We start from the raw sequence: 26,001 nt of genomic DNA on the forward strand, positions 1-26,001 counted from the left end.
AATCTCACACAGGCGTCGACCCGGCGCCGCCAGACCTCGCGAGGAGCATCATGAGCGACACCATCCTGACCGAGACCAAGATCGACGCGGCTCACGGCGTCGGCCTGTCCGACACGGCGGCGCAGAAGGTCAAGAGCCTCCTCGAGCAGGAGGGTCGCGACGACCTCCGTCTCCGCGTGGCCGTGCAGCCGGGCGGATGCTCGGGCCTCATCTACCAGCTGTACTTCGACGAGCGCATGCTCGACGGCGACGCCACGGTCGACTTCGACGGCGTCGAGGTCATCGTCGACAAGATGAGCGTCCCCTACCTCGACGGCGCCAAGATCGACTTCGAGGACACCATCCAGAAGCAGGGGTTCACCATCGACAACCCCAACGCCGAGGGTAGCTGCGCCTGCGGCGACAGCTTCCACTGAGCCAGATTCTTCCTGAAGGGGAAATTGCCCGGTCCCGGGTGGTTTCCCCTTCGTCATTCCGGTCACGATCCCGCACCGCGGACCCGAATGGTCCGGCGTTCACCGCCCATCCCCACTAGACTGGGGGGCGATCCACAGGTGTGTATTCGAAAGGTTTCAGAGGTGCGCTCGACTCGTCGTCTCAGATGGGCTGCCATTCCGGTCGCAGCCACACTCGCCATAGTCCTGGCGGGTTGTACGCAGGCGGAACTGCATGGTTACCTGCCGGGATTCGTCGAGGGCGAATCTCCCGTCACGAACCACACGGACCGCATCGCGGGCCTGTGGGTGACGGCATGGCTGGTGCTGCTCGCAGTCGGCGTCATCACGTGGGGGCTCATCATCTGGGCCGTCATCGTGTACCGACGCCGCAAGGGGCAGACCGGTCTTCCGGTCCAGCTGCGGTACAACATGCCGATCGAGATCTTCTACACGATCGTCCCGCTCATCCTGGTGCTCGGCTTCTTCGCCTTCACGGCACGCGACCAGAACGCGATCGAGACCCAGTACGAGGATCCCGACGTGGCCATCGAGGTCTTCGCCAAGCAGTGGGCGTGGGACTTCGTGTACGACGAGGCCGTCGACGGCCAGGACGTCTGGACCGCAGGCGTGCAGGCCGATGAGAAGCCCGGTGGCGTCATCGACCAGGACGCACTCCCGACGCTCTACCTGCCCGTCGGCAAGACGGTGAAGATCGCGCTGCAGTCGCGCGACGTCATCCACTCCTTCTGGGTCATCGACTTCCTCTACAAGAAGGACATGATCCCGGGCAAGACGAACTACATGTCCTTCACCCCTGAGCGCGAGGGCACGTACGCCGGCAAGTGCGCCGAGCTCTGTGGCGAGTACCACTCGCTCATGCTCTTCAACGTGAAGGTCGTCTCGCAGGCCGAGTACGACAAGCACCTCGAAGACCTGGCCGAGTCGGGCAACATCGGCGACTACGGCACGGCATACGACCGCAACAGTAACCTCCCCGGCACCAAGGCGCCGGCAGGTCTCGAAGAGCACGGAGACGGGGAATGACCTCCACCACGCTTCCCGCAGGCCAGGCGAGCGTCGTCGGACGCACCTCGGTCGAGCGCAAGGGCAACATCCTGGTCAAGTGGATCACCTCCACCGACCACAAGACCATCGGGTACATGTACCTGATCGCCTCGTTCATCTTCTTCTGCCTCGGCGGCGTGATGGCGCTCATCATCCGCGCCCAGCTCTTCGAGCCCGGCGGCACGATCGTGGAGACCAAGGAGCAGTACAACCAGCTCTTCACGATGCACGGCACGATCATGCTCCTCATGTTCGCGACGCCACTCTTCGCCGGGTTCGCGAACGCGCTCATGCCGCTGCAGATCGGCGCACCGGACGTCGCCTTCCCGCGACTGAACGCCTTCGCGTTCTGGCTCTACGCCTTCGGTAGCCTCATCGCCGTCGGTGGCTTCCTCACCCCGCAGGGCGCCGCCGCCTTCGGCTGGTTCGCCTATGCGCCACTGTCGAGTACGACGTTCTCGCCAGGCCTCGGAGGCAATCTCTGGGTCCTCGGACTGGCGCTCAGCGGCTTCGGCACCATCCTCGGTGGCGTCAACTTCATCACCACGATCATCACGATGCGCGCCCCCGGCATGACGATGTTCCGCATGCCGATCTTCACGTGGAACGTCCTCGTGACGTCCATCCTCGTCCTGATGGCGTTCCCGGTGCTCGCAGCGGCCCTCTTCGGCCTTGCCGCGGACCGCGTGTTCGACGCCCACATCTACGACGCGGCCAACGGCGGCGTCATCCTGTGGCAGCACCTCTTCTGGTTCTTCGGGCACCCCGAGGTCTACATCATCGCGCTGCCGTTCTTCGGCATCGTCTCCGAGATCTTCCCGGTGTTCAGCCGCAAGCCGATCTTCGGCTACAAGACCCTGATCTACGCGACCATCGCGATCGCGGCCCTCTCCGTGACGGTGTGGGCACACCACATGTACGTCACCGGATCGGTGCTCCTGCCGTTCTTCGCCCTCATGACGATGCTCATCGCGGTTCCGACCGGCGTGAAGATCTTCAACTGGCTGGGCACGATGTGGCGCGGTTCGGTCACCTTCGAGACCCCGATGCTCTGGTCGATCGGCTTCCTGATCACCTTCGTCTTCGGTGGACTCACCGGCGTCATCCTCGCTTCGCCGCCGCTCGACTTCCACGTCTCCGACTCCTACTTCGTCGTGGCGCACTTCCACTACGTCGTGTTCGGCACGGTCGTGTTCGCCATGTTCGCCGGCTTCTACTTCTGGTGGCCGAAGTGGACGGGCAAGATGCTCAACGAGAAGCTCGGCTACTGGCACTTCTGGCTGCTCTTCATCGGCTTCCACACGACGTTCCTCATCCAGCACTGGTTGGGTGTCATCGGGTTCCCGCGCCGCTACGCGACGTACTCGCCTGAGGACGGCTTCACCTGGATGAACCAGCTGTCGACCGTGGGCTCGTTCATCCTCGCCATCTCGCTGCTGCCTTTCTTCCTGAACGTGTACATCACGATCCGGAAGGCTCCTCGAGTCACCGAGGACGACCCGTGGGGGTACGGTGGATCGCTCGAGTGGGCGACCAGCTCGCCCCCGCCGCGTCACAACTTCGTCTCCATCCCGCGCATCCGCTCGGAGCGCCCGGCCTTCGACCTCCACCACCCCGAGGTCGGTATCCCGGTCGGCGTCGGTCCCGCGAAGGACGCACCTGACGCACCCACGCTCGACATCGACGCCGGAAAGGTGAAGTAGCCGCCATGCGCGCCAATATCATCCTCTTCACGATCCTGACGGTGTTCTGCGCCCTCCTCTGCGCGGTCTACACGGTGTGGTCGCTCGTCGACCCGCTGCACGGCCGGGTCGAATGGGTCGGCACGGTCACCCTGGCTCTCGCCGCGATCCTGAGCGCCTTCCTCGGCTTCTACCTCAGCCGGGTGCACAAGAGCCAGGGAGCCGAGCTCCCCGAGGACACGCTGACCGCGAACATCGACGACGGCGACCCGGAGATCGGGCACTTCAGCCCGTGGAGCTGGTGGCCCATCATCCTCGCCGGTGCGTGTGGTCTGCTCGTACTCGGTCTGGCGGTCGGGTTCTGGATCGCGATCATCGGCATCCCGCTGGTCGTCATCGCGGTCGTCGGTTGGAACTACGAGTACTACCGCGGATACTTCGCACGCTGATGGTCGCCTCGTTCAGCATCCGTCGCGGTCAGCCCGACGACCGTTCAGCCGTCTTCGCGCTGGCCGGCCAGCTGATCACCGGGTCCATCCCGCCTGCGGCGGACGACTTCATGGCCGCGTACAACAACGTCATGCGCCCTCGTGAAGACGAGACCAACGTGCTGTACGTCGCGGTCGACGAGGCGAACCGCGTTGTCGGATACACCCTGATGACGGTGTCGCGGCTGCTGCACGCGGCCGGTCTGACCGCCCACCTGCAGGAGCTCGTGGTCGACGAGACCGCCCGCGGCGCCGGCATCGGATCGGCCCTCGTCGAGGCGAACGAGCACTATGCCGTCGAGCGCGGTGCGCGCCAGCTGACGATGTCCACCTCTCGAGCCGGCGACTTCTACCGTCGTCTCGGCTACAACGTGACGGCGGAGTTCTACAAGAAGATCCTCCCGCTGGGCTGACCCCCAAGCGGTCATCGAAGAGCCCCCGAGCCACCGCTCGGGGGCTCTTTCGTGTTCTGGTGCGCGCCGAGACATGGAGAACAAGCAGCTGGCAAGGTGCGGGGACCGCCCCTGAAGGTCATGAGCGTCACCCTTCGGTTCCGTCGAGACTTCACGGTGGCAGCCGTCGTCAGGTGACGCCTCCTCACGCCTCGTAGACCGGGGGAGCGCCCGTCGCCCTGAGGCTGTCGAGGGGCACACGCCGCCCTCAGCGGACTCAGCGTGCGTGCGAACAGACCTGGCGTAGGCCGTTCCCCGGTCCCTGAGCCCGTCGACGGGCAGGCGTCGTCCGGTGTCTCCTCTGTACGGTCCCGATCACCCTGTGACGGGAACGTCGGACCCGGAGCCGGTCGACAGGCTCACATCGTCTGCGGTCGCGCGGGAATGGCGGTGGACCGCGGTGAGCGATCACAGGTCCCCGAAGCTTGTCGACGGGCTCATACCGCCCGCAGCGGCCTTCCGCGCCCGGAGAGCGGGGGAGCGGGACCGCATGGACCTCCACTGTCGCCGCGTCGTGTCGCAGCACAGTTCCACGAATCCCCGCCGCAGAACGACGAAAGCCCCGCAGTCCGTGAGGACTGCGGGGCTTTCCAGAGGGATCCGCCTAGTGGTGGTCGCCGTGGGAACGTTCGATCTCCGTGTTCGTGACGGGAGCGATCCGATCCTCGAAGAACCAGCGGGACATCGCGGCGCGAGCCTTCTGGACACCGGTGATCTTGCCCTTGGCGTTCGGACGGATCATCAACGGCTTGTGGTCGTCGTAGCTCGCGAGGCGCCAGCGCTCGTACTCGTCGACGGGCTCGTGGACCTCGATGAACTCGCCACCGGGGAGGCGGACGATGCGCCCGGTCTCGTAGCCGTGAAGGAGGATCTCGCGATCCTTCTTCTGCAGCGCCAGGCAGGTGCGCTTCGCGATGAAGTAGGCGATGAACGGTCCGAGGATGAGGATCGCCTGCAGCGTGTGGATCACGCCCTCCATCGTCACCTTGAAGTGGGTGGCGATGATGTCCGAGCTCGCAGCAGCCCAGAGGGCGGCGTAGAAGGTGACACCGGCAGCACCGATCGCGGTGCGGGTCGGCGCGTTGCGCGGACGGTCGAGGATGTGGTGCTCGCGCTTGTCACCCGTGATCCACGCCTCGACGAACGGATAGATGAACACCGTGACGATGAACAGACCCAGGACGAGGACGGGAAGGATGATGTTGAACGAGAACGTGTGATCCCAGAGGACGAACTCGAGGTGTGGCGGAACCAGCCGGAGCGCGCCGTCGGCGAACCCGATGTACCAGTCAGGCTGCGTACCTGCCGAGACCGGGGAGGGGTCGTACGGCCCGTAGTTCCAGATCGGGTTGATCGTGAACAGCGAGGCGATGAGCATCACGACACCGAAGACGATGAAGAAGAAGCCACCGGCCTTCGCCGCGTAGACGGGGAGGACGGGGAATCCGACCACGTTCTGCTCGGTGCGACCGGCGCCCGGGAACTGCGTGTGCTTGTGCACGACGACGAACACCAGGTGCAGGGCGATGAAGAGCAGCACCAGCGCCGGCAGGAGCAGGATGTGGAGCGTATAGAGGCGGCCGACGATGTCGGTGCCCGGGAACTCTCCGCCGAACAGCAGGAAGGTCGTCCACGTACCGATGATGGGCAGACCCTTCACCATGCCGTCGATGATCCGCAGACCGTTACCGGAGAGCAGGTCGTCGGGCAGCGAGTATCCGGTGAAGCCCTCGGCCATGGCGAGGATGAACAGGACGAAACCGATCACCCAGTTCAGCTCACGCGGCTTTCGGAACGCACCGGTGAAGAAGATGCGCAGCATGTGCAGGCCGATGGACGCCACGAACAGCAGGGCAGCCCAGTGGTGCACCTGACGCATCAGGAGGCCGCCGCGGATGTCGAAGGAGATGTCGAGCGTCGACGCCATGGCGACGGACATCTCGATGTTCTTCAGCGGGACGAAGGACCCGTCGTAGTGGACCTCCGCCATCGATGCCTGGAAGAAGAAGGTGAGGAAGGAGCCCGACAGCAGGATGATGACGAAGCTGTAGAGCGCGACCTCGCCGAGGAGGAACGACCAGTGGTCGGGGAAGATCTTGCGGCCGAACTCCTTGACGGCGACCGAGATGGACGTCCGCTCTTCGAGGTAGTTCGCTGCAGCGCCGGTGAATCCACCGGAGCTCTTCGCCGGAGCGGCCTTGGCCTGCTCAGGGGCGCGTGTTGCGGTCGAGGTGCTCAATGACGCTCCCAGAAGCTCGGGCCGACAGGTTCGTGGAAGTCGCTCCGCGCGACGAGGTAACCCTCGTCGTCGACGGTGATCGGCAGCTGCGGAAGCGGCCGGGCGGCCGGTCCGAAGATGACCGCGCAGTGGTTCGTGACGTCGAACTGCGACTGGTGGCAAGGGCAGAGGAGGTGGTGCGTCTGCTGCTCGTAGAGCGCGACAGGGCAACCGACGTGCGTGCACACCTTGGAATAGGCGACGATGCCGTCGTAGGACCAGTCCTTCTTGGACTCCTCCTCGACGAGGTCTTCGGGCTTGAGCCGCATGAGCAGCACGATCGCCTTCGCCTTCTCGTTGAGGACGTGGTCGGCCTCGTGGAGGTTCTCGGGGATCACGTGGAACGCGCTGCCGAGCGTCACGTCGGACGCCTTGATGGGCGTTCCGGAAGGGTCACGGGCGAGGCGCGTGCCTTCCTTCCACATCGTGTGCTGCATGAGCTCGACGGGGTCTTCGTCGTACGGCGCGAGGCCGCGGAACAACGCGATGCCCGGGAGCGGGAAGACGATGAGGGAACCGATGAGGCTGTTGCGGATGAGCGCGCGTCGACCGATGCCGGACTCGACGTTCGCCTGGTGCATGATCTCCACCGCGCGATCGCGGCTGACCTGGTTGCCGCCGACCTTGTGACGGTAGTCGATGCCTTCCTCGTCGTGCATGAGGGCCTTGCCCCAGTGCACGGCACCGATACCGATCGCGAGCAGGGCCAACGCCATGCCGAGACCGATGAACAGGTTGTTCAGACGGACCGAGGCGATGTCCTCGGGCTCGATCGGGAACGCCATGTAGGCGGCGACCGCCCAGACGCTGCCGGCGATCGACAGGTAGAAGAGGGTGTAGACGGCGCGCTCGGCCCGCTTGTCCTTCTTGGGGTCGAGGTCCGTGACGCGCTTCCGGTGCGGAGGCAGGCCGGGGTCGACGACGGCATCGCGGGAGATGACCCCGGTACCGGTCGCGACCTGCAGCTCCTGCCCGTGGGCGGACGGATCGGCAGACGAGTCGGCGGCTGGGTGACCCGAGCCGCTCGAGTTGTCGTGAGCCATGGTGCTCCTTCTTACGTGTTGTCGATCCGCGTCGGTCAGTTCGACTTCGCGGTGATCCAGACGGTGAGGGCCACGATCGAGCCGAGGCCGAAGATCCAGAGGAACAGGCCCTCGGAGACGGGGCCGAGCGAGCCGAGGTCGTTGCCGCCCGGTGACGGGTTCTTCTCCATGAACTTGAGCGCGGTGATGATGTCGCGCTTGTCCTCGGGGGAGAGGTTCATGTCGTTGAAGACGGGCATGTTCTGCGGGCCGGTGATCATGGCCTCGTAGATGTGGGCGGCGCTGACGCCGACGAGCGAGGGAGCGTACTTGCCCTCGGTCAGGGCGCCACCGGCGGCTGCGACGTTGTGGCACATCGCGCAGTTGATGCGGAACAGCTGGGCGCCGTTGGAGGCGTCGCCCTCGCCGTCGAGGTACTGCTCCTCGGGGATCTCCGGGCCGGGTGCGACCGAGGCGACGTAGGCCGCGAGGGAGGAGATCTGCTCCTCGGTGAACTGCACGGGCTTCTCCGGGGCCTGCGGGCCCTGGTTCTGCAGCGGCATCCGGCCGGTGCCGACCTGGAAGTCGACGGCGGCGGCACCGACGCCGAGGAGGCTCGGTCCGGCGGTCGTGCCCTGCATGTCGAGGCCGTGGCAGGTGGCGCAGTTCGCGGAGAAGAGCTTCTCGCCCTCGTCGACGGAGGCCTGCGACTTGGCGGCGGCGACGGGCTCGGCGCTGGCCGTGCTGACGCTGACGGCTGCGTAGGCGCCACCGGTCACGAGGAGGCCGATCGCGAGCAGTGCCGCCGAGGCGAACGGGCTGCGGCGGCCACTCTTGCGCGTGGCACGGGCGGCCTTCTTGGACGCCTTGGTGGTCGTCGTCTGGGTGGGGTCAGTCTTCATGGAGGCAGTCATTCCGGGTCAGCGCAGGATGTAGATGACGAAGTAGAGGCCGATCCACACGACGTCGACGAAGTGCCAGTAGTACGAGACGACGATGGCACTCGTCGCCTCCTTGTGGCCGAATCGTTTGACGGCGTAGGCACGGCCGATCACGAGGAGGAAGGCGATGAGGCCGCCGGTCACGTGCAGGCCGTGGAAGCCGGTCGTGAGGTAGAACGCCGAGCCGTACGCGTTCGAGCTGAGGGAGATGCCCTCGCTGACGAGCGTCGCGTACTCGAGGATCTGGCCGGCGACGAACACGGCACCCAGGGCGTAGGTGAGGAAGAACCACTCGACCATGCCCCACTTGCGCGGGCTCCAGCCGGTCATGCGGGGCTGCATGCGCTCCGCTGCGAAGACGCCGAACTGGCACGTGAACGACGAGGACACGAGGATGATCGTGTTGATCGTCGAGTACGGGACGTTCAGGCGACCGGCCTCGGCCGCCCACAGTTCGGGAGCCATCGATCGCAGCGTGAAGTAGATCGCGAAGAGGCCGGCGAAGAACATGACCTCGCTGCCCAGCCAGACGATCGTTCCAACCGCGACCGTGTTCGGTCGGTTGATCCGGGGCGCGCTCGGCGCAAGGTTGATTGAGGTGCTCGTCACCCCTCCATTATGGCCGAAAGCCGGAGCGGTTTTTCGCATTTCGGCGGCGGCGAGCACGCTCGGATCAGTAAGGCTAGCCTTATTTCCTGACCGGAATCTTCGGTTCTGCTGCGGGATTCATGTGATCTTCGCCTCCACGGGCCGCTCGAGGCGTCGGCGAGTCGCGCTTGTAAGATCGTCGACATGCCTCTCACGACCTGGCCGACGCTCATCGGCGACCTGCTCGCCGGAACCGATCTCAGTGTGTCGGAGTCGACGTGGGCGATGGAACGGATCATGACCGGCCAGGTGACGGACGCCCAGCTGGCCGGCTTCCTGATCGCGTTGCGCCGCAAGGGGGAGACGGTCGACGAGATCGTCGGGTTCCGCGATGCGATCCTCGACCACGCGAAGCCGCTCGTCGCCCCTTCTCGGGCCCTCGACATCGTCGGCACCGGCGGCGATCGCTTCGGCACCGTCAACATCTCGACGACCGCGTCCATCGTCGCGGCGGCGACGGGCATCCCCGTCATCAAGCACGGCAATCGCGCGGCGAGCTCCGCCTCGGGATCGAGTGACGTGCTCTCGGCGCTCGGCGTCGACCTCGCCCTGCCGACGGACCTGGTGGCGGAGGTGCTGGCGTCGACGGGCATCACCTTCGCGTACGCGGCGGCGTTCCACCCCGGTTTCGGCCACGCTGGAGCGGTCCGCGCGGAGCTCGGCGTGCCGACGGTCTTCAACTTCCTCGGTCCGCTCGTCAACCCGGCCCGCCCGGAGGCGTCGGCGGTCGGCGTCGCGCACGCCGACCGCATCCCGCTGTTCGTGGGCGTGTTCCAGACGCGTGGGGCGACCGCCCTCGTCTTCCGGGGCGACGACGGACTCGACGAACTGACGACGACGGGACACAGCCACCTCTGGGAGATCACCCGTGGAGCCGTCACCGAGCACGACCTGGATCCCCGGGAACTCGGCATCCGACGTGCGTCGATCGACGATCTCATCGGCGGTGACGCCCAGCACAATGCCGGTGTCGTGCGCGCCACGCTCGCCGGCGAGGAGGGTCCGGTCCGCGACATCGTCCTGCTGAACGCGGCGGCCGGGATCGTGGCGTTCGAATTGTCGGAGGATCCGTCGCAGGCCCAGCGGCCGATCCTCGAGCGGTTCGCTGCAGCGCTCGTGTCCGCCGCGGCCGTCATCGACTCGGGTGCGGCGACCGCGACACTCGACGCGTGGGTGGACGCCACCCGCTCGCTCGGCTCGCGCTGATCCGCGCCGTGGCCGGGTCCGCCGGCCCTACCGGCGGTGGGCTGCAGCGCGTAGGTTGAGACCCGATGCCGGCGTACCCGGTCGGCGGACCCGAACCGATCTTGCAGGAGGATTCAATGAAGAAGCTCATCAATGATCCCAAGGACGTCGTCGTCGAGGCGGTGGCCGGATTCGGCGCCGCGCACCCCGACCTCGTCACCGTGTCGCTCGACCCGGTGTTCATCGCCCGAGCGGACGCGCCGGTCGCCGGGAAGGTGGGGATCGTGAGCGGCGGCGGAAGCGGGCACGAGCCCCTCCACGGAGGGTTCGTCGGATTCGGGATGCTCGATGCGGCCGTACCCGGCCCGGTGTTCACCTCACCGACTCCGGACCCCATCCTCGCCGCCACGAAGGCCGTCGACGGTGGTGGCGGCGTCCTGCACATCGTCAAGAACTACACGGGCGACGTGCTCAACTTCGAGACCGCGGCCGATCTCGCGCTGGCCGAGGGCATCGAGGTGCGCTCGGTCATCGTCGACGACGACGTCGCGGTGAAGGATTCGCTCTACACGGCGGGGCGTCGGGGTGTCGCCGGCACCGTCCTCGTGGAGAAGCTCGCCGGAGCACGTGCCGAGGCCGGGGGAGGCCTCGACGAGGTCGCCGACCTCGCGACCAAGGTCAACGAGCGCACCCGCACGATGGGCGTGGCACTCACCCCGTGCGTCGTCCCGCACGCGGGCGAGCCGAGTTTCACCCTGGCCGATGACGAGATCGAGATCGGGATCGGTATCCACGGTGAGCCCGGCCGTGAACGCATCCCCCTGGAGCCCGCCGACCGGATCGTCGACCGGCTGCTCGCCGCCATCCTCGAGGACCTTCCGTACGCACCCGACGAGCGTGCCCTCGTCCTGGTGAACGGGATGGGCGGGACGCCGCAGGTCGAGTTGCTCATCGTCTTCCGCCGTGTGGCCGAGGCGCTCGCGGAGCGCGGGATCGAGGTGGCACGGTCGCTCGTGGGGAACTACACGACCAGCCTCGAGATGCAGGGTGTTTCGATCACCCTCCTGAAACTCGACGACGAACTGATCGAATTGTGGGACGCCCCGGTGCAGACCGCGGCGCTCCGGTGGGGACGGTAGACGGATGGGGTTGGACGGAGCCTGGGCGATCGCCTGGATGCGGGGGAGTGCGGCGGTCGTCGCGGAACATCGCGTGGAGCTGATCACGCTCGACCGTGACATCGGGGACGGCGACCACGGCGAGAACCTCGACCGCGGGTTCTCCGCGATCCTGCCGAAGCTCGACGAGCAGCCTGACGGTGCCACGCCCGCCGACATCCTCAAGCTCGCCGCGACGACGCTTATCTCGACCGTCGGAGGAGCGAGCGGCCCGCTGTACGGCACCGCGTTGCTCAAGGCGTCGATCGCCGTGACCGGCCAGGAGGATCTCGACGCCGATGCCGTCGTCGCCCTGCTGACGGCGGCACGCGACGGGATCGTGCTCCGTGGCAAGGCCGAGGTCGGCGACAAGACCATGGTCGACGCGTGGACGCCCGCCGTGGACGCTGCCTCTGCGGCGGCGGCAGCGGGGGAGTCGCCGGCACGGGTGCTGGCCGCAGCCGCGGAGGCCGCGTGGGGTGGCGCCGCCGCGACCGAACCGCTCGTCGCCCGCAAGGGGCGTGCCAGCTACCTCGGTGAACGGGCCGTCGGGCACCGCGACCCTGGGGCGCAGTCCACCTCCTATCTCCTGCAAGCGGCGGCTACCGCCGCCGCCGGGGAGGATGCTGCATGAGCGCGGGAGCCGTCGGCCTCGTCTTCGTCTCGCACAGCGCGCTGATCGCGGAGGGGCTCATCGCCCTGGCCCGGCAGATGGCGCCCGACGCGGCCCTCGCCGCGGCCGGTGGTACCGATGACGGAGGGATCGGCACGAGCTTCGAGCTCGTCTCCGCCGGGATCGGCGCGGTGGACTCCGGGGACGGGGTGGTGGTGCTGTGCGATCTGGGGTCGGCGATCCTGACCGCTGAGACGGCACTCGACTTCCTCGACGACGACGTCCGAGGCCGGGTACGCATCGTCGACGCCCCGCTCGTCGAGGGTGGGGTCGCCGCGGCCGTGGCCGCGCAGACCGGCGCGTCGCTCGACGAGGTCGTGGCCGCAGCGCGGTCGGCAGTCGGCGGTGACCCTGCCCGGCACGGTGCCGACGAGGCGACTCGGGTGGGTGGCTCCGACGATCCGACGGCGTCCCACGCCGCAGCCTCGGTGACCCTGCGGAACAAGGACGGGCTCCACGCTCGACCCGCTGCCGAGTTCGTGAAGCTGGCGAGCACGTTCGCGGCCAGGGTGGTCGTGAACGGGAAGGACGCCAAGAGCCTGCTCGGGATCATGTCACTGGGCCTCGTCAAGGGGGCGGTCGTGGAGCTGCAGGCGGACGGTCCGGATGCGGAGGATGCCATCGGGGCACTGGAGTCGCTCATCGAATCCGGCTTCGGAGAGGTCTGACGGGTCGCGCTCGGGACGGAAGCAGGTCGGCGTCCCGGGCGCAACGGGGTGGTCGACCCCGACGGTCGGCGTAGCATGACCCGCATGAACGAGCAGACGAAGACGTCGGACACCGAAGACCGCCAGTGCACGGTCTGTGGCCATCCGCTCGCCGAGCACACCTTCGACCGTTCCTCCGGGCACGATCACTTCATGACCTGCCCGACGGGGGAGCGGCTTCCGGACCCGGCGCAGTCCGCCATCCCGGTCAACGAGTTCGGGATGCCGCTCTGGGACCAGGACCCCGATCGACCTGCTCCGTCGGCCTGACGACCCCGGTGACCGGCGCCGTCATCCGAGGAGGAGCAACGACCGGACGGCGACACTGACACCGTTCTCGCGCGACGCCGACGTCTCGTGGAGAGCACTGCCGTCGATGAGCCAGCGCACCCATCGGACGAGTTGCTCCGGCGTGGCGTCGGAGCGGGCTGCGGTGGTGCGGACGGCCTCGGTGATGTGATCGAGCAGGAAGCGGTCGACCATGTCCCGCTCGACGTCGAGGACGGCCGCCACATCGTGGACGTGCGCCATGCCCTGGACCGCGCGAGCGAAACCGGCCGTCTGGTCGGCAGCCCGCTGGCGGTCGAGTGTGCCGAGGTACGTGGCCAAGGCGGGTCGCCCAGGCCCGGCCCGTGCGGCGAGGTGGAGTTGCTCCTCGGTCCAGGCGGCGCTCACCCGCAACAGGGTGACCAGGATGTCGAGCTTGGTGGGGAAGTAGTGGAACAGGGTCCCCGAGGAGATGTCCGCCGCCCGGCAGATGTCCGCCGTCGAGGTGGTCTCATACCCTTCGGCGGCGAAACAGCGGTAGGCCGCAGCGAGGATCGCGGTCTGGCGCGCGGTGAACCGCTGTGGGTCGACGATCCTCGGCATGTCTGCTCCCATAGTCCTAGAGCGCCTACTCTAGCGCACGCACTCTATGAATTCGGACCAGATCAGAGCCGATTTCTGGGCCGATCGATTGTTGCGCGCAGCTCGGAGTGTGGAGCGCCGGTGGTTCATCGAGCACTCCGCCGTCCTGTGGACGGCCGGGCGATCGTGGGGGAGCAGGCGGGACCGTCCACCTGCCGGACCCGCCCTGCCCGCGTGAGCTCGAGGTGTACGGGTGCATCGTCGTCGGGCTGTCGGATCGCGTGATGTCCGGCGCTTCCAGCTATCGCCCCGCGGTGGAGATGCACGTCGACGGCATCTTCGCCGAGTCACACCTGCACGATCGGATCCACGCGGTGACGACCCTGGGCAGGACCTCCGGAACGGGCGGCTTGGCATGCCGGATGAACCTGAGTTGACATAATGTGCATTATCAGCTCTTTCCAGCCCGCCGCGAGCGGGGTCGGATCGGGTCATGTCGGCGTGCATGTCCGAGCTGAGGATCGCGACGACGACCGAGCCGCGTCAGGAGCCGATGTACCGAGCGAGATGTTCGCCGGTCAGCGTCGAGCGATCGGCGACGAGTGCTGCGGGCGTCCCGGCGAACACCAGGCGTCCGCCGTCATGACCTGCGCCGGGTCCGAGGTCGACGATCCAGTCCGCATGCGCCATGACCGCCTGATGATGCTCGATGACGATCACCGACTTGCCGGAGTCCACCAACCGGTCCAGGAGCCCGAGCAGGTTCTCCACGTCAGCGAGGTGCAGGCCGGTCGTCGGCTCGTCCAGGATGTAGACCTCGCCCGAGTCGGCCATCTGCGTCGCCAGTTTGAGTCGCTGTCGTTCGCCTCCTGACAGGGTCGTCAACGGCTGTCCGAGGCTGACGTAACCGAGCCCGACGTCGGCGAGTCGCGCCAGGATGACGTGCGCTGCAGGTGTCCGTGCCGGCCCGTCGGCGAAGAAGGCCTCGGCCTCCGTCACCGACATCGCGAGCACCTCGCTGATGTCCCGCTCCCCCAACTGATATTCCAGGACGGAAGCATCGAACTGGCGGCCCTCGCACACCTCGCAGACGGTCGAGACGCTCGCCATGACGCCGAGATCGGTGAAGACGACACCTGCGCCGTTGCAGTTCGGGCAGGCTCCCGCCGAGTTCGAGCTGAACAGCGCCGGCTTGACCCCGTTGGCCTTCGCGAACGCCTTGCGGATGGGCTCGAGCAGACCCGTGTACGTCGCCGGATTACTGCGACGCGAGCCGCGGATCGGGCTCTGATCGACCGTCACGACACCGGGACGCCCGGCGACCGAGCCGTGGATGAGCGAGCTCTTGCCCGAGCCGGCGACACCCGTGACGACCACGAGGACGCCGAGCGGCACGTCGACGTCGACGCCCTGCAGGTTGTGCCGGTCGGCGCCACGGATCTCGATGACACCGGTCGGTCGACGCAGCGCCGGCTTGAGCGTGGCGCGGTCGTCGAAGTGGCGTCCGGTGAGCGTGTCGCTCGCTCGGAGGCCGTCCACCGTCCCCTGGAACGTCACCTGTCCCCCGCCGGTCCCGGCTCCGGGACCGAGGTCGACGACGTGGTCGGCGATCGTGATCGTCTCCGGCTTGTGTTCCACGACGAGGACGGTGTTCCCCTTGTCGCGGAGCCGCAGGAGCAGTTCGTTCATCCGCTGGATGTCATGCGGGTGCAGTCCGACCGTCGGCTCGTCGAACACGTAGGTCACATCGGTGAGCGACGACCCCAGGTGGCGGATCATCTTCGTGCGCTGCGCCTCCCCACCAGAGAGGGTGCCCGTCGTGCGGTCGAGTGACAGGTACCCCAGCCCGATGGCGACGAAGGAGTCGAGCGTCTCCTGGAGGACCGTCAGGAGTGGGCGCACCGACGGTTCGTCGAGCGCCCGGGTCCACGCCGCGAGGTCGCTGATCTGCATCGTGCACAGTTCGGCGATGTTCCGACCGGCGATGCGCGAACTCCGTGCGCCCTCGCTCAGGCGGGTCCCCTCACACGCCGGACACGTGGTGAAGGTGACGGCGCGGTCGACGAATGCGCGGATGTGCGGCTGCATCGCCTCACGGTCCTTCGAGAGGAACGACTTCTGCACCTTCGGGATCAGGCCCTCGTAGGTCATGTTGATGTCGCCGACCTTGACCTTCACCGGCTCCTTGTGGAGGAAGTCGTGGAGTTCCCGCTCCGTGTAGTCCTGGATGGGCTTGTCCGCGTCGAGGAATCCGGATCCGGTGAAGATCCGCACACCCCAGCCGTCGGGTGTGTAGCCGGGGATCGTGAGCGCGCCCTGGTTGAGCGACTTCGTGGCGTCGTAGAGCTGGGAACGGTCGATGTCGTTCACGGTCCCCATCCCTTCGCACCGCGGGCACATGCCGCCGGTGATCGAGAAGCTCCGCCGCTCCTTCGTGCTCTGTCCCCCACGTTCGATGGTCACCGCTCCGGCGCCGCTGATCGAGGCGACGTTGAAGGAGAAGGCCTGTGGAGAGCCGATGGACGGGTCTCCGATCCGACTGAAGAGGATGCGCAGCATCGTGTTCGCGTCGGTCGCCGTGCCCACCGTCGAACGCGAGTTCGCGCCCATCCGCTCCTGGTCCACGATGATCGCCGTGGTGAGTCCCTCGAGCACGTCGACGTCGGGCCGCGCCTGCGACGGCATGAAGCCCTGGACGAAGGCACTGTAGGTCTCGTTGATCATCCGCTGTGACTCGGCGGCGATCGTCCCGAAGACGAGGGAGCTCTTCCCCGAGCCGGACACGCCCGTGAACACGGTGAGGCGGCGCTTGGGGAGGTCGACGTCGACGTCGCGCAGATTGTGCTCGCGGGCACCCCTGACCCGGATGACGTCGTGGCTGTCAGCGGCCCTGGTGTGCATCGGCGTCTCGGTCATGGCGATCAGCGTATCCGTCGTCATCGGCCGGCGTCTCGCCTCGATCGACATTGGATCCGCGCGACATGGAAGGTCATGCTGTGAAACAGCTGTGTGGATGCGTCACACTGGTGGAACGCTCCCGGTCCGCGCGGGAGCGCCGCACTGTCCACCGTCAGGAGCCGACCATGTCCGAACCGTCCACCACCACCTACACGCTGAACTCCGCCAAGCTGACCGCGAGCCAGATCTCCGGTGTCCGATGGGCCTTCGCCGTCGGAGGGATCCTCACGATCCTCTTGGGTGTCTTCCTGCTGGTCGCGCCGAAGGCCTCGCTGGTCGCCGTCGCGTGGATCTTCGCCGTCTACTTCCTGATCGCCGGGATCGCCCGCATCACTCGTGGCGTCGTCGCCCGGGAGCACGGCGGACTCTGGCGGGTCCTCACGATCGTGTTCGGTGCGCTGCTGTTGGCCGCCGGCGTCTACATCTTCATCGATCCGCTGCTCGGCATCGGCGCACTCGTCTTCGTGATCGGTGTCTCCTGGATCGTCGAGGGCGTGGCTTCGCTGTTCGACTCGGCACCGGACGTGTCGCGGTGGATCACGATCCTCTACGGCGTCATCAGCGTCGTCGCCGGCGTGTTCGTCCTCGCGAACCCGCTGCTCGCCGCCGTGACCCTCCTGCTCGTCACCGCGTTCTTCCTCATCGCGGCCGGCGTCGTCGAGATCATCCAGGCGATCACGTTCGGCAAGCAGGTGAAGCGGGCCGGTCTCGCCGGCTGACCCCGCTTGGCAGGACGACGAACGCCCGGCCCCTCGAGGGACCGGGCGTTCGTCGCGTCGGGATCGTCGCTTACTCGGCGATGAAGTCGCTCGTGTCCCCCACGTAGCGGGTGTGGTCCTCGGGGATCGGGTCCACGGCGGCCGAGGCGACCTCGGCCGCGAACTCGCCCACGTTGTAGAGGCGACCGGCCGACTCCTTGCGGGAGCTGATCGCACCGGGGTTGGCACGTTCGAGGAGCGTCGCGGTGATGGTCCCCTCGATCATGTCGCCCGAGACGACCACGAACTCGACACCGGCGGCGTCGAACTGGTCCTGCTTGGCGCGGAGCGCGTCCTCGCCCGCGCGCTTGGAGGTCGCGACCGGCACGTACTCGGGCATCGTCGGCGTGGTCCGGATGAAGTGCGCCTGGTGGCTCGTGACGAACACGATCCGCGAGCCGGGGCGGAGCAGCGGGAGGGCGTGTTCGACGACGCTCACCTGCGCGTCGCGGTTGAGTTGCATGGCGTAGTCCTCGGCCATGCCGCTCTCCATCCCACCGGAGGCGTTCAGCACCAGGACGTCGAGGTCGCCGAGTTCGGCCTTCGTCGTCGCGAACATCGCGGCGACCGACGCGGGGTCGGTGAGGTCGGCTCCGACCACCACGGCCTGCACACCGAGGGCTCGCACCTCGTCGGCGAGCTTGACGGCGCGAGCCTCCTTGTTCCGGTAGTTGATCACGACGTTGGCGCCGGCACCGGCGAAGTAGCGGATGGTGTCGGCACCGATGCCGCGGGAGGAGCCCGTCACGAGGACGTTCTTCCCGGAGAGTGATCCGGCGGCCAGGGGGTTCGTCACGTGAGGGCTCCTTCAGATCTGGGGCCGCTCATCGGCGGCTGGTTCCAGCCAACGACCTTACCAAGAACCGGGAGACGGATCCGGTTCGGCGCTCCGCCCAGCTGATAGCGTTGAACCCGACCGGCGCACCGTCTCGCGCTCCCCCGGACTGCGAGGCGGCAGACGCGAGAGCCGATCCGGGAGGAATCCGCACCATGGACGTCATCACCGAGTACGCCTGGATCGCCTGGTTGGTCCTGATCCTCGTGTTCGTCATCATCGAGATCCTGTCGCTCGAGTTCACCTTCCTCATGCTCGCGCTCGGCGGCACCGTCGGGCTGCTCTCCGGCCTCCTCGGCGCTCCGTGGTGGCTCCAGCTGCTCATCGCAGCCGCCGCCGCTCTCCTGCTCCTGTTGGCCGTCAGGCCGCCGCTGCTCCGAGCGCTGCAACGCGGTGCTGACCCGGCGAAGAGCAACGTCGATGCGCTCCTCGGCATGCCGGGGCTCGTGCTCTCGACGGTCACCCCGCACGGTGGCCAGGTGAAGCTCGGCAACGGCGAGGTCTGGACCGCCAGGACCCCGCACGACTCCCCCGCGTCGTCGCTCGAGCCCGGCACGCGCATCGTCCTGTCCGTCGTCGACGGCGCCACCGCCGTCGTCGTCCCCGTCCCGACCCACCCGGCACCGCTGGGCGAGCAGAAGGAGTAGTCGTGAACGACATCTCATCAGGAGCGATCATCGGTTGGGTGATCGCGGCCATCGTCGTCGTCTTCGTGCTGGTGGTGCTGTTCCGATCCATCCGCATCATCCCGCAGGCGAGCGCCGGCGTGGTCGAGCGGCTCGGCAAGTACCACAAGACCCTCATGCCCGGGTTGAACCTGCTCATCCCGTTCATCGACCGGCTCCGGCCGCTCATCGATCTCCGAGAGCAGGTCGTCTCCTTCCCGCCGCAGCCGGTGATCACCGAGGACAACCTCGTCGTCTCGATCGACACGGTCGTCTACTTCCAGGTGACCGATGCCCGTGCCGCGACCTACGAGATCGCGAACTACCTGGGTGCTGTCGAGCAGCTGACCACGACGACGCTTCGAAACGTCGTCGGTGGGCTGAACCTCGAGGAGGCGCTGACGAGCCGCGACGAGATCAACAGCAAGCTCCGCATCGTGCTCGACGAGGCGACCGGCAAGTGGGGCATCCGTGTCGGACGCGTCGAGCTCAAGGCGATCGACCCGCCGCTCTCCATCCAGGACTCCATGGAGAAGCAGATGCGGGCAGAGCGCGACCGTCGAGCCCTCATCCTCACCGCCGAGGGAACCAAGCAGTCGGCCATCCTGACGGCGGAGGGCGCGCGGCAGGCGGAGATCCTCCGCGCCGAGGGTGATGCCCAGGCGGCTGTGCTCCGTGCACAGGGTGAGGCGTCCGCCATCCAGACGGTGTTCAAGGCCATCCACGACGGCGACCCCGACGAGAAGCTCCTGGGTTACCAGTACCTGCAGATGCTCCCGAAGCTCGCGGAAGGCCAGGCGAACAAGCTCTGGGTCATCCCGAGCGAACTGACCGAGGCGCTCAAGGGCATCGGCTCCGCCTTCGGGCCGGGCAACACCCGCGACCCTGCGGCCACGGCACGGGCGGCGGCCGCAGCTGCGCAGGCGCCCTCCTTCGCCGCAGCTCCGGCCGCGTCACCCCAGACGCCTCCGGCACCGACGACCCCCGTCCAGCCCGAGGGCTGAGCACGCGGTGACGACAGCGGTCCTCCCCTACTTCCGTCCGGCCCGCCCTCGGGTCCTCGCCCATCGAGGGCTGGCCGGGCCGGGGGTTCCCGAGAACACGCTGTCGTCCTTCCGTCGTGCCCTGGCTGCCGGCGCCGAGTACGTCGAGACCGATGCGCACTGCACGCGCGACGGACACGCCGTCCTCTTCCACGACCCGTCCCTGCGCCGCATCACGGGCGATCCGAGACCGATCGCCGACCTCGAACTCGCGGAACTCCAGCGGATCGACCTCGGCGGCGACCGCATGCCGACGTTGTCGGAGGCGCTGGCCGAGTTCCCCGGGGCGCGCTTCAACCTCGACATCAAGGCCGCCGCAGCGGCTGCTCCGGCAGCTGCCGCGATCATCGGCGCCGGTGCGGCCGATCGGGTGCTCGTCACCTCCTTCGACGAAGGCAGACGTTCCGCGATCGTGCGGGCCGTGGGGCTGGAGGCCGGTGCCGACTCCGTGGCATCATCCGCGTCGGCCCGGATCCTGTTCCGCGTCCTCCCCGCAGCCGCCCTCGGGCTCCGCGGAGCGCTCCGTCGGTCGCTCGCCGGTGTCCAGGCGCTCCAGGTGCCCGAACGGTTCCGCGGCGTGCCCGTCGTGACGAAGCGCCTCCTTGCACAGATGCACGCCCTCGGCGTCGAGGTGCACGTGTGGACGGTCAACGACCCCGCCGACATGCGACGCCTGCTGGATCTCGGCGTCGACGGCCTCGTCACCGACCGCTGTGATCTCGCGCTCGACGTGGTCCGCTCACGCTGACGGCCCAGCTCTCCGCATCCGTCGTGGCTCCAGCTGGGCATGAGCTGATAGCTAGATGGGTGAACGGAACAGTTTACCCAGCTTGCGGGTTTATAACTGTGGATGCCGAGCGAGAGGAGACCACACAATGGCAGATCGCAGTTTGCGCGGAATGCGCCTGGGCGCCCAGAGTCTACAAACGGAAGAGGGCGTCATATTCTCGGCGCGGAGCAACCACATCTACCGGTGTCAGAGTTGCGAGCGCGAGACCACCATGACCTTCGCCGCCGATGCGGAAGTCCCCGAACTGTGGGAGTGTCGGCACTGCGGTGCGGAGGCCGTCCTCCTCGTCGACTCGAAGCCCGTCGTCGTCGACCGCGGTGACGTGAAGACCCCCCGCAGCCACTGGGACATGCTGCTCGAGCGCCGCTCGCGCGATGAGCTCGAGGAACTGCTCGAAGAGCGCCTCTCATATCTCCGGGCCCGTCGCGGCCAGCAGAAGAGCGCGTGACACCGAGCCCCTGACAGGCCTCCCCTCGATCGGCTGATCCGATATCGGATCAGCCGATCGTCATGTCCGGGGATGGTTCGAGACGCGCCTGGGCCTGGCCGCGAACCCGGCGAGGACCAGCGAGGCGAGTCCCATGCCACCGATGAACATCTCGAGCTGGTGACCGAAGGCCATCGACGGCGTGACCGTGTCCGCGAGCGGCACCTCGGAGACCATCGACCCGGGGCGGAAGGCCGGGATGCTGTCGATCGTCGAGCCGTCGGGCCCGATCATCTGGCTGGTCCCCACCGTGGAGATGTTCACTACGGACCGAGCCGATTCGATCGCCCGGAGCCGAGCGATGGCCAGCTGCTGTTGATTCTCGTCCGTCTGCCCGAAGTCCGCGTTGTTGGTCTGGGCGAACACGATCCGCGCGCCACCCGCCACCGCATCGCGGGTGAGCTGGTCGTCGGCGATGTCGAAGCAGATGCTGATCCCTGCGAGCACCCCGTCGATGTCGAAGACGTTGTCCTTCGTGCCCGGGGTGTACTCGCGCTGGATGAGGCCGATGAGGTCGGGCGCGAACGGCTCCCAGAACTTCCGGTCCGGGACGTATTCACCGAACGGGACCGGGTGCTTCTTGTCGTAGACGTCGCGGACGCCGTTCGCGGCGTCCCAGAGGAGCGACGAGTTGTAGTAGCGATCGCCGCGCTGAGAGATCGCACCGACGACGAACGGTGCGTCCATGCGGCGGCTCAACGCGTCGAGGGCCGCAGCCGATTGGGGAACCCGCTGCGGGTCGAGGTCTGCGCTGCCCTCGGGCCAGACCACGACGTCGACGTCCGCATCGAGCACCTGCAGCGTCTCGTCGATCTGGGTCTGCATGACGGTCCCGGGTGCTGCGGCGTCGAAGTAGCCGGCGGGGCCGTTGCCCTGGATGGCAGCCACCCGCATGCTCCCGGTCGTCGCCGTCGGCCATGCCGGCACCACGAGCACCGCGATGACCGCGAGGACCCCGGTCCCGACGCGGCTGACCGTCGGGAGCTCCGCGATCGCGGCGAGCTGCAGGGCGAGTGCCACGAGCAGCACCATGAGGAACGACAGCCCCGAGAACCCGACCCAGGCGACGAGCGGTGCGAACGGACTCTCGGATTGGCTGAGCGCCATCCTCGCCCACGGGAATCCGCCGTAGGGCCAGGTGCTCACGAGCGTCTCGCGCGCGGTCCACAGGGCGGCGACCACCGCGGCGGTCAACCAGACCCGTCCCCCGATGCCGGGGAAGGCGCGCGGTACCCAGCGGTACGCCAGGGTGATGAGCACGGCTCCGAGCGCGAAGAAGATGGCCTCGAGTGTCGACAGTGCCGCCCAGGGGACGGGACCCAGGTAGGCGGTCGCCCACTCGATGTGGATCAGGTAGAACGACTCCCCAGCCAGGAAGCCGACGAGGAGCGCACCGCCGACGCTGCGTCCCATGAGGGCGAGGAGGACGAGGGCGATGCCGACGAACGTCAGGGGCCAGACCCCGCGGTCCGGGAAGCCGGCGTCGAGGACCGGCCCGGCGGCGATGGCCACGACGGCCGCGAGCCAGAGCGGGAGCGGTGGACGACGATCGACCAGCGCGTCGATCGGTCGGAGCCGGCGGCTCCGACCGTGCGGGGACCTCACAGCGAGCTGTACGCGACGATGCCGCGTCGGATCGAGTCGAGCGCCTCGCGCGAATGACGGCCCACCGGTCCATCGACGACGCGGAGCTGATCGAGCAGGTCGATGGTCTGCTTGCACCACCGCACGAAGTCGCCGGCGGCGAGTTCCGCCTCGATGAGCACCGTGTCGAGATTCGCGCCCTTGGCCCACTGGTGCATGGCGAGCGAGAGGCCGGTCGAGATCGGGTTGCTCCCCGGGAGGCGGTGCTCCCGTTCGCTGTCGTCGAGCCGACTCCAGAGGTCCTGCGTCCGTTCGAGTGCCGACCGGAACGGGCCGCGGGGCAGGAAGCGTTCCGGGGTGTTCTGCTCCTCGCGCCGTGGTTCGTACACGATCGCGGCGGCCATCGCGGCGAGGGACGCGGCGTCGAGGTCGTTCCACGCGCCGGTGCGCAGGCATTCCGCCACGAGGAGGTCCCGTTCTCCGTAGATGCGCTTCAAGGTACGTCCGGGAGCCGCGACGACGACCGCGCCGTGCTCGTCGCGTGCCAGGTACTCGTACTCGAGCAGCACGTCGACGACCCGGTCGAACACACGCGCGACCGCGCCCGTCCGCGTCTGGATCTGCTGTCGCAGCTGGTCGGTCTGCTTCTTGAGCTTGAACCATCGTTCCGCCCAGCGAGCGTGGTCCTCGCGGTGCGGGCAGACGTGGCAGGCGTGAGCCCGCATGCGCTTGCGGAGTTCGGCGAGCTTGCGTTGGCGACGGTCCTTCGACGCGCGCGAGCCGTTCGGCTCGCCCTTGCGTTCGAGGTCCGTGAGTTCGCGCCGGATTCCCGCGTACTCGACGAAGTTCCCGAGGTGGCACGACATGGACTTCTCGTAGCCGGCGAGCGAGGACTCCTGCTCGCGCACCTTCCGGGCGATCCCGACGACGGCCCGGTCCGCCTGGAACTGTGCGAAGGACGACTCGAGGATCTGACGGGTGCGTTGACGGCCGAACTGGTCGATCAGGTTGACCGCCATGTTGTAGGTCGGGCGGAAGCTGGAGTTGAGCGGGTAGGTGCGTCGGGAGGCCAGCGAGGCGACGGACTGCGGGTGCAGCCCCTCGGCCCACTGGATCACGGCGTGGCCCTCGACGTCGATGCCACGGCGTCCGGCGCGCCCGGTGATCTGGGTGTACTCCCCCGGGGTGATCGGGACGCGTGCCTCACCGTTGAACTTCTCGAGCTTCTCGAGGACGACCGTCCTGGCCGGCATGTTGATGCCGAGCGCGAGGGTCTCGGTCGCGAAGACGACCTTCACGAGCTTCCGCCGGAAGAGCTCCTCGACGACCTCCTTGAACGCCGGCAGGAGACCGGCGTGGTGGGCGGCGACGCCCCGCTCCAGACCGTCGAGCCACTCCCAGTAGCCGAGGACGGCGAGGTCCTCGTCGAGCAGGGTCCGGCAGTGCTCGTCGACGATCTGACGGATCTCGTCGCGTTCGTGCGCCTCGGTCAGCCTGATGCCGGAACGGAGGACCTGCTTCACCGCCTGGTCGCACCCGACGCGGCTGAAGACGAAGAAGATCGCCGGGAGCAGGAGGTGGTCGTCGAGCATCTGGACGAAATGCCCGCGGTCGAGCTTCTCGGCCCGATGCGGGGCTCGGCGCTGGTTGTAGCGGCTGATGTCCTTGTACTGACGACTGTTCGGTGCACGGCCACCGAACTGCGCCATACGGACGAGCTCCGGGTTGACCTGGTGGGTGTCGGCGAGGCTCGGCGCGGCGAACAGGTCGATGAGCTTGTTCCGCATGAGCACGTGCTGGGTGAGCGGCACCGGGCGATCCTCGGACACGATCACGGCGGTGTCACCGCGGACGGCCTGCAGCCAGTCACCGAACTCCTCGGCGTTCGACACGGTCGCGCTCAGCGACACCATCCGGACGGCCTGCGGGAGGTGGATGATGACCTCCTCCCACACCGCTCCGCGGAACCGGTCCGCCAGGTAGTGCACCTCGTCCATGATGACGAAGGCGAGATCGGTCAGCGCGTCGGAGTCCGCGTACAGCATGTTGCGGAGGACCTCGGTCGTCATCACGACGATTCGGGCGTTGCCGTTCACGTTCGTGTCGCCCGTGAGCAGGCCGACGTGCTCGGACCCGTACTCGGCGGTGAGTTCCTGGAACTTCTGGTTGCTGAGCGCCTTCATCGGCGTGGTGTAGAAGACCTTGCCGCGGTCGCCGTGCATGGCGAGGGCGATCGCGAACTCGGCGACGATGGTCTTACCGGCCCCCGTCGGTGCGGCGACGAGGACGCTGCTGCCGTTCTCGATCCGCTCGCACGCCTCGAGTTGGAACGCGTCGAGGTCGAAACGCTGCCTCGCGCGGAACTCCTGGAGCCTCGGTGTCGCGTTCCGGACCGCCGCTGCCCGATACCGCTCGGCAGGCGAAGCGGTGTCGCTCATGCGAGCCCCGCGCTACCGAGTTCGGCGTCGATGCGTCGCTGCCGCTTGGCCGCACTGCGGTCGTGGAGGACGGCGACGCCGTACGCCGCGAAGTACAACAGGACCATCGGGATCGCGAGGACGAACATCGACACGATGTCGGCGGCGGGCGTGGCGATGGCCGTGAAGAGCACGATGACGAGGATCGCGACCCGCCACGCCTTGATGATCGCCGCTGCGGAGAGCACACCGACGAAGTTCAACAGGACGAGGAACACGGGAAGGACGAAGGCGACACCGACCGCGAGCACCAGCTTCAGGACGAAGTCGTAATAGGTGGTGGCGTCGAGGAAGTTGGCCGCCGCCGTCGGGGTGAAGCCGAGCATGAGCTCGACGATGTGGGGCAACACGAACCAGCCCGCGTAGCAGCCCGCGAGGAACAACGGCACAGCGGTCGCGAAGAACCCGATCGCGTACTTCAGCTCCTTGCGGGTCAGGCCGGGCACGAGGAACGCCCAGATCTGGTAGAGCCACACCGGGCTGGACAGGACGACGCCGGCGGTGAGGGCGATCTTCATCCGCAGGTCGAACGCGCTCGTGACGTTGGTGAAGTTCAGGAACGCCTGCCCGCGATCGTCGGCGATGACGAGGATGGGGGCGCTCATCGCCTCGATGATCCACTCGGAGGCGATGAAGCCCGCGACCATGCCGACGATGATGCCGATGGCGGAGTAGAACAGACGTTTCCGCAACTCGACGAGGTGCTCGCCGAGCGACATCCGCCCTTCGCGGTTCTGTTTCTTGGGACGCTTCTCGGTCAGGGCCACGGCGACATCGTCCGTTCCTGAGCGGCGTGTTCGAGGCGCACTCGTCGGGGGCC

The 26,001-nt window shown here is 67.6% G+C and carries 26 protein-coding genes; 16 read left to right on the forward strand and 10 right to left on the reverse strand.

Annotated elements, in window-relative coordinates; all coding sequences use genetic code 11:
* The first annotated feature begins 50 nt into the window (after nt 1-50).
* The 5 genes from erpA to QRN44_RS16275 all read left to right on the forward strand — a co-directional run bounded on the left by erpA (nt 51) and on the right by QRN44_RS16275 (nt 4,085).
* The gene (gene erpA / locus QRN44_RS16255) at nt 51-416 is read left to right on the forward strand and encodes an iron-sulfur cluster insertion protein ErpA (RefSeq protein ID WP_064296983.1); all 366 of its coding nucleotides are present in this window, start codon (nt 51-53) and stop codon (nt 414-416) included.
* A gap of 162 nt (nt 417-578) precedes the next feature.
* Complete coding sequence (ctaC, locus tag QRN44_RS16260) at nt 579-1,481, forward strand: aa3-type cytochrome oxidase subunit II (protein WP_064296982.1); 903 nt, start codon at nt 579-581, stop codon at nt 1,479-1,481.
* Nucleotides 1,478-3,205 carry an aa3-type cytochrome oxidase subunit I gene (gene ctaD / locus QRN44_RS16265; RefSeq protein ID WP_064296981.1) on the forward strand — a complete coding sequence of 576 codons (1,728 nt, stop codon included), beginning with the start codon at nt 1,478-1,480 and terminating at the stop codon, nt 3,203-3,205. The genes ctaC and ctaD overlap by 4 nt, the downstream gene beginning before the upstream one ends.
* 5 nt (nt 3,206-3,210) lie before the next feature.
* Entirely contained in the window at nt 3,211-3,633 is a 423-nt protein-coding gene (locus QRN44_RS16270) for a cytochrome c oxidase subunit 4 (RefSeq protein ID WP_064296980.1), read from the forward strand.
* Nucleotides 3,633-4,085 (forward strand): GNAT family N-acetyltransferase, encoded by a 453-nt coding sequence (locus tag QRN44_RS16275; RefSeq protein WP_064296979.1) that lies wholly within the window; start codon nt 3,633-3,635, stop codon nt 4,083-4,085. The genes QRN44_RS16270 and QRN44_RS16275 overlap by 1 nt, the downstream gene beginning before the upstream one ends.
* A gap of 643 nt (nt 4,086-4,728) precedes the next feature.
* On the opposite strand, the gene qcrB is transcribed toward QRN44_RS16275, so the two are convergent.
* From qcrB to ctaE, 4 genes are read right to left on the reverse strand one after another with little or no spacing between them, the layout of a single operon-like run.
* The gene (qcrB, locus tag QRN44_RS16280; RefSeq protein ID WP_064296978.1) at nt 4,729-6,363 is read right to left on the reverse strand and encodes a cytochrome bc1 complex cytochrome b subunit; all 1,635 of its coding nucleotides are present in this window, start codon (nt 6,361-6,363) and stop codon (nt 4,729-4,731) included.
* A complete protein-coding gene (qcrA, locus tag QRN44_RS16285; RefSeq protein ID WP_064296977.1) occupies nt 6,360-7,445 on the reverse strand; it encodes a cytochrome bc1 complex Rieske iron-sulfur subunit in 1,086 nt (361 codons plus the stop codon). Before qcrA ends, qcrB begins: the two co-directional genes overlap by 4 nt.
* Nucleotides 7,446-7,480: 35 nt before the next feature.
* A complete protein-coding gene (qcrC, locus tag QRN44_RS16290; RefSeq protein WP_064296976.1) occupies nt 7,481-8,326 on the reverse strand; it encodes a cytochrome bc1 complex diheme cytochrome c subunit in 846 nt (281 codons plus the stop codon).
* Between the two features lie 18 nt (nt 8,327-8,344).
* A complete protein-coding gene (gene ctaE / locus QRN44_RS16295) occupies nt 8,345-8,974 on the reverse strand; it encodes an aa3-type cytochrome oxidase subunit III (RefSeq protein ID WP_285039634.1) in 630 nt (209 codons plus the stop codon).
* A 183-nt stretch (nt 8,975-9,157) separates the two neighbouring features.
* Here ctaE and trpD point away from each other — a divergent pair, with 183 nt between their 5' ends.
* From trpD to QRN44_RS16320, 5 genes are all read left to right on the forward strand, one after another.
* Nucleotides 9,158-10,219 (forward strand): anthranilate phosphoribosyltransferase, encoded by a 1,062-nt coding sequence (trpD, locus tag QRN44_RS16300; RefSeq protein ID WP_121290588.1) that lies wholly within the window; start codon nt 9,158-9,160, stop codon nt 10,217-10,219.
* A gap of 116 nt (nt 10,220-10,335) precedes the next feature.
* Nucleotides 10,336-11,337 carry a dihydroxyacetone kinase subunit DhaK gene (gene dhaK, locus QRN44_RS16305; protein WP_285039635.1) on the forward strand — a complete coding sequence of 334 codons (1,002 nt, stop codon included), beginning with the start codon at nt 10,336-10,338 and terminating at the stop codon, nt 11,335-11,337.
* Between the two features lie 4 nt (nt 11,338-11,341).
* Nucleotides 11,342-11,989, forward strand: a complete 648-nt coding sequence (gene dhaL, locus QRN44_RS16310) for a dihydroxyacetone kinase subunit DhaL (RefSeq protein WP_285039636.1) — start codon at nt 11,342-11,344, stop codon at nt 11,987-11,989.
* Nucleotides 11,986-12,696, forward strand: a complete 711-nt coding sequence (dhaM, locus tag QRN44_RS16315; protein WP_285039637.1) for a dihydroxyacetone kinase phosphoryl donor subunit DhaM — start codon at nt 11,986-11,988, stop codon at nt 12,694-12,696. Before dhaL ends, dhaM begins: the two co-directional genes overlap by 4 nt.
* Nucleotides 12,697-12,780: 84 nt before the next feature.
* Entirely contained in the window at nt 12,781-13,005 is a 225-nt protein-coding gene (locus QRN44_RS16320; protein ID WP_124769389.1) for a hypothetical protein, read from the forward strand.
* 21 nt (nt 13,006-13,026) lie between these two features.
* Here QRN44_RS16320 and QRN44_RS16325 read toward each other — a convergent pair whose 3' ends face one another.
* Nucleotides 13,027-13,605, reverse strand: a complete 579-nt coding sequence (locus QRN44_RS16325) for a TetR/AcrR family transcriptional regulator (RefSeq protein WP_285039638.1) — start codon at nt 13,603-13,605, stop codon at nt 13,027-13,029.
* Between the two features lie 263 nt (nt 13,606-13,868).
* On the opposite strand from QRN44_RS16325, the gene QRN44_RS16330 reads away from it, so the two are divergent.
* Nucleotides 13,869-14,021: a hypothetical protein gene (locus QRN44_RS16330; RefSeq protein WP_285039639.1), complete on the forward strand. Its 153-nt coding sequence runs from the start codon at nt 13,869-13,871 to the stop codon at nt 14,019-14,021.
* Between the two features lie 106 nt (nt 14,022-14,127).
* Here the strand turns inward: QRN44_RS16330 and QRN44_RS16335 are convergent, their stop codons facing one another.
* Entirely contained in the window at nt 14,128-16,500 is a 2,373-nt protein-coding gene (locus QRN44_RS16335) for an ATP-binding cassette domain-containing protein (protein WP_285039640.1), read from the reverse strand.
* Between the two features lie 167 nt (nt 16,501-16,667).
* Here QRN44_RS16335 and QRN44_RS16340 point away from each other — a divergent pair, with 167 nt between their 5' ends.
* The gene (locus tag QRN44_RS16340; RefSeq protein WP_158596568.1) at nt 16,668-17,261 is read left to right on the forward strand and encodes an HdeD family acid-resistance protein; all 594 of its coding nucleotides are present in this window, start codon (nt 16,668-16,670) and stop codon (nt 17,259-17,261) included.
* 70 nt (nt 17,262-17,331) lie between these two features.
* Here the strand turns inward: QRN44_RS16340 and QRN44_RS16345 are convergent, their stop codons facing one another.
* The gene (locus QRN44_RS16345) at nt 17,332-18,096 is read right to left on the reverse strand and encodes an SDR family oxidoreductase (protein WP_079002548.1); all 765 of its coding nucleotides are present in this window, start codon (nt 18,094-18,096) and stop codon (nt 17,332-17,334) included.
* A 194-nt stretch (nt 18,097-18,290) separates the two neighbouring features.
* Between QRN44_RS16345 and QRN44_RS16350 the strand changes: the two genes are divergently transcribed.
* The 4 genes from QRN44_RS16350 to QRN44_RS16365 all read left to right on the forward strand — a co-directional run bounded on the left by QRN44_RS16350 (nt 18,291) and on the right by QRN44_RS16365 (nt 21,081).
* Nucleotides 18,291-18,782, forward strand: coding sequence for an NfeD family protein (locus tag QRN44_RS16350; RefSeq protein WP_064296968.1), 492 nt, complete (start codon nt 18,291-18,293; stop codon nt 18,780-18,782).
* 2 nt (nt 18,783-18,784) lie between these two features.
* Complete coding sequence (locus tag QRN44_RS16355) at nt 18,785-19,804, forward strand: SPFH domain-containing protein (protein ID WP_285039641.1); 1,020 nt, start codon at nt 18,785-18,787, stop codon at nt 19,802-19,804.
* Nucleotides 19,805-19,811: 7 nt separating this feature from the next.
* Entirely contained in the window at nt 19,812-20,591 is a 780-nt protein-coding gene (locus QRN44_RS16360) for a glycerophosphodiester phosphodiesterase family protein (protein ID WP_121290601.1), read from the forward strand.
* A gap of 127 nt (nt 20,592-20,718) precedes the next feature.
* Nucleotides 20,719-21,081, forward strand: coding sequence for an RNA polymerase-binding protein RbpA (locus tag QRN44_RS16365; RefSeq protein ID WP_064296965.1), 363 nt, complete (start codon nt 20,719-20,721; stop codon nt 21,079-21,081).
* A gap of 60 nt (nt 21,082-21,141) precedes the next feature.
* Here the strand turns inward: QRN44_RS16365 and lnt are convergent, their stop codons facing one another.
* The 3 genes from lnt to tatC are packed head-to-tail and all read right to left on the reverse strand — an operon-like array spanning nt 21,142 to nt 25,900.
* The gene (gene lnt / locus QRN44_RS16370) at nt 21,142-22,725 is read right to left on the reverse strand and encodes an apolipoprotein N-acyltransferase (RefSeq protein WP_285039642.1); all 1,584 of its coding nucleotides are present in this window, start codon (nt 22,723-22,725) and stop codon (nt 21,142-21,144) included.
* Entirely contained in the window at nt 22,722-25,142 is a 2,421-nt protein-coding gene (locus QRN44_RS16375; RefSeq protein WP_285039643.1) for a DEAD/DEAH box helicase, read from the reverse strand. The genes lnt and QRN44_RS16375 overlap by 4 nt, the downstream gene beginning before the upstream one ends.
* Complete coding sequence (gene tatC / locus QRN44_RS16380) at nt 25,139-25,900, reverse strand: twin-arginine translocase subunit TatC (RefSeq protein WP_071260381.1); 762 nt, start codon at nt 25,898-25,900, stop codon at nt 25,139-25,141. The genes QRN44_RS16375 and tatC overlap by 4 nt, the downstream gene beginning before the upstream one ends.
* Nucleotides 25,901-26,001 lie beyond the last annotated feature (101 nt).

This window comes from Plantibacter sp. lyk4-40-MEA-4 (genome assembly GCF_030209415.1).
GTDB lineage: Bacteria > Actinomycetota > Actinomycetes > Actinomycetales > Microbacteriaceae > Plantibacter > Plantibacter flavus_A.

Excerpts from the sequence above, each read along its gene's own strand:
- QRN44_RS16365 (WP_064296965.1), top strand. The coding sequence starts at position 20,719 with ATGGCAGATCGCAGTTTGCGCGGAATGCGCCTGGGCGCCCAGAGTCTA.
- QRN44_RS16270 (WP_064296980.1), top strand. The coding sequence starts at position 3,211 with ATGCGCGCCAATATCATCCTCTTCACGATCCTGACGGTGTTCTGCGCC.
- qcrC (WP_064296976.1), bottom strand. The coding sequence starts at position 8,326 with ATGAAGACTGACCCCACCCAGACGACGACCACCAAGGCGTCCAAGAAG.
- tatC (WP_071260381.1), bottom strand. The coding sequence starts at position 25,900 with ATGTCGCTCGGCGAGCACCTCGTCGAGTTGCGGAAACGTCTGTTCTAC.
- trpD (WP_121290588.1), top strand. The coding sequence starts at position 9,158 with ATGCCTCTCACGACCTGGCCGACGCTCATCGGCGACCTGCTCGCCGGA.
- QRN44_RS16350 (WP_064296968.1), top strand. The coding sequence starts at position 18,291 with ATGGACGTCATCACCGAGTACGCCTGGATCGCCTGGTTGGTCCTGATC.
- QRN44_RS16340 (WP_158596568.1), top strand. The coding sequence starts at position 16,668 with ATGTCCGAACCGTCCACCACCACCTACACGCTGAACTCCGCCAAGCTG.
- dhaK (WP_285039635.1), top strand. The coding sequence starts at position 10,336 with ATGAAGAAGCTCATCAATGATCCCAAGGACGTCGTCGTCGAGGCGGTG.
- QRN44_RS16325 (WP_285039638.1), bottom strand. The coding sequence starts at position 13,605 with ATGCCGAGGATCGTCGACCCACAGCGGTTCACCGCGCGCCAGACCGCG.
- QRN44_RS16275 (WP_064296979.1), top strand. The coding sequence starts at position 3,633 with ATGGTCGCCTCGTTCAGCATCCGTCGCGGTCAGCCCGACGACCGTTCA.
- dhaM (WP_285039637.1), top strand. The coding sequence starts at position 11,986 with ATGAGCGCGGGAGCCGTCGGCCTCGTCTTCGTCTCGCACAGCGCGCTG.
- QRN44_RS16335 (WP_285039640.1), bottom strand. The coding sequence starts at position 16,500 with ATGACCGAGACGCCGATGCACACCAGGGCCGCTGACAGCCACGACGTC.
- erpA (WP_064296983.1), top strand. The coding sequence starts at position 51 with ATGAGCGACACCATCCTGACCGAGACCAAGATCGACGCGGCTCACGGC.
- dhaL (WP_285039636.1), top strand. The coding sequence starts at position 11,342 with ATGGGGTTGGACGGAGCCTGGGCGATCGCCTGGATGCGGGGGAGTGCG.
- qcrA (WP_064296977.1), bottom strand. The coding sequence starts at position 7,445 with ATGGCTCACGACAACTCGAGCGGCTCGGGTCACCCAGCCGCCGACTCG.
- QRN44_RS16320 (WP_124769389.1), top strand. The coding sequence starts at position 12,781 with ATGAACGAGCAGACGAAGACGTCGGACACCGAAGACCGCCAGTGCACG.
- ctaD (WP_064296981.1), top strand. The coding sequence starts at position 1,478 with ATGACCTCCACCACGCTTCCCGCAGGCCAGGCGAGCGTCGTCGGACGC.
- QRN44_RS16375 (WP_285039643.1), bottom strand. The coding sequence starts at position 25,142 with ATGAGCGACACCGCTTCGCCTGCCGAGCGGTATCGGGCAGCGGCGGTC.
- QRN44_RS16330 (WP_285039639.1), top strand. The coding sequence starts at position 13,869 with ATGTCCGGCGCTTCCAGCTATCGCCCCGCGGTGGAGATGCACGTCGAC.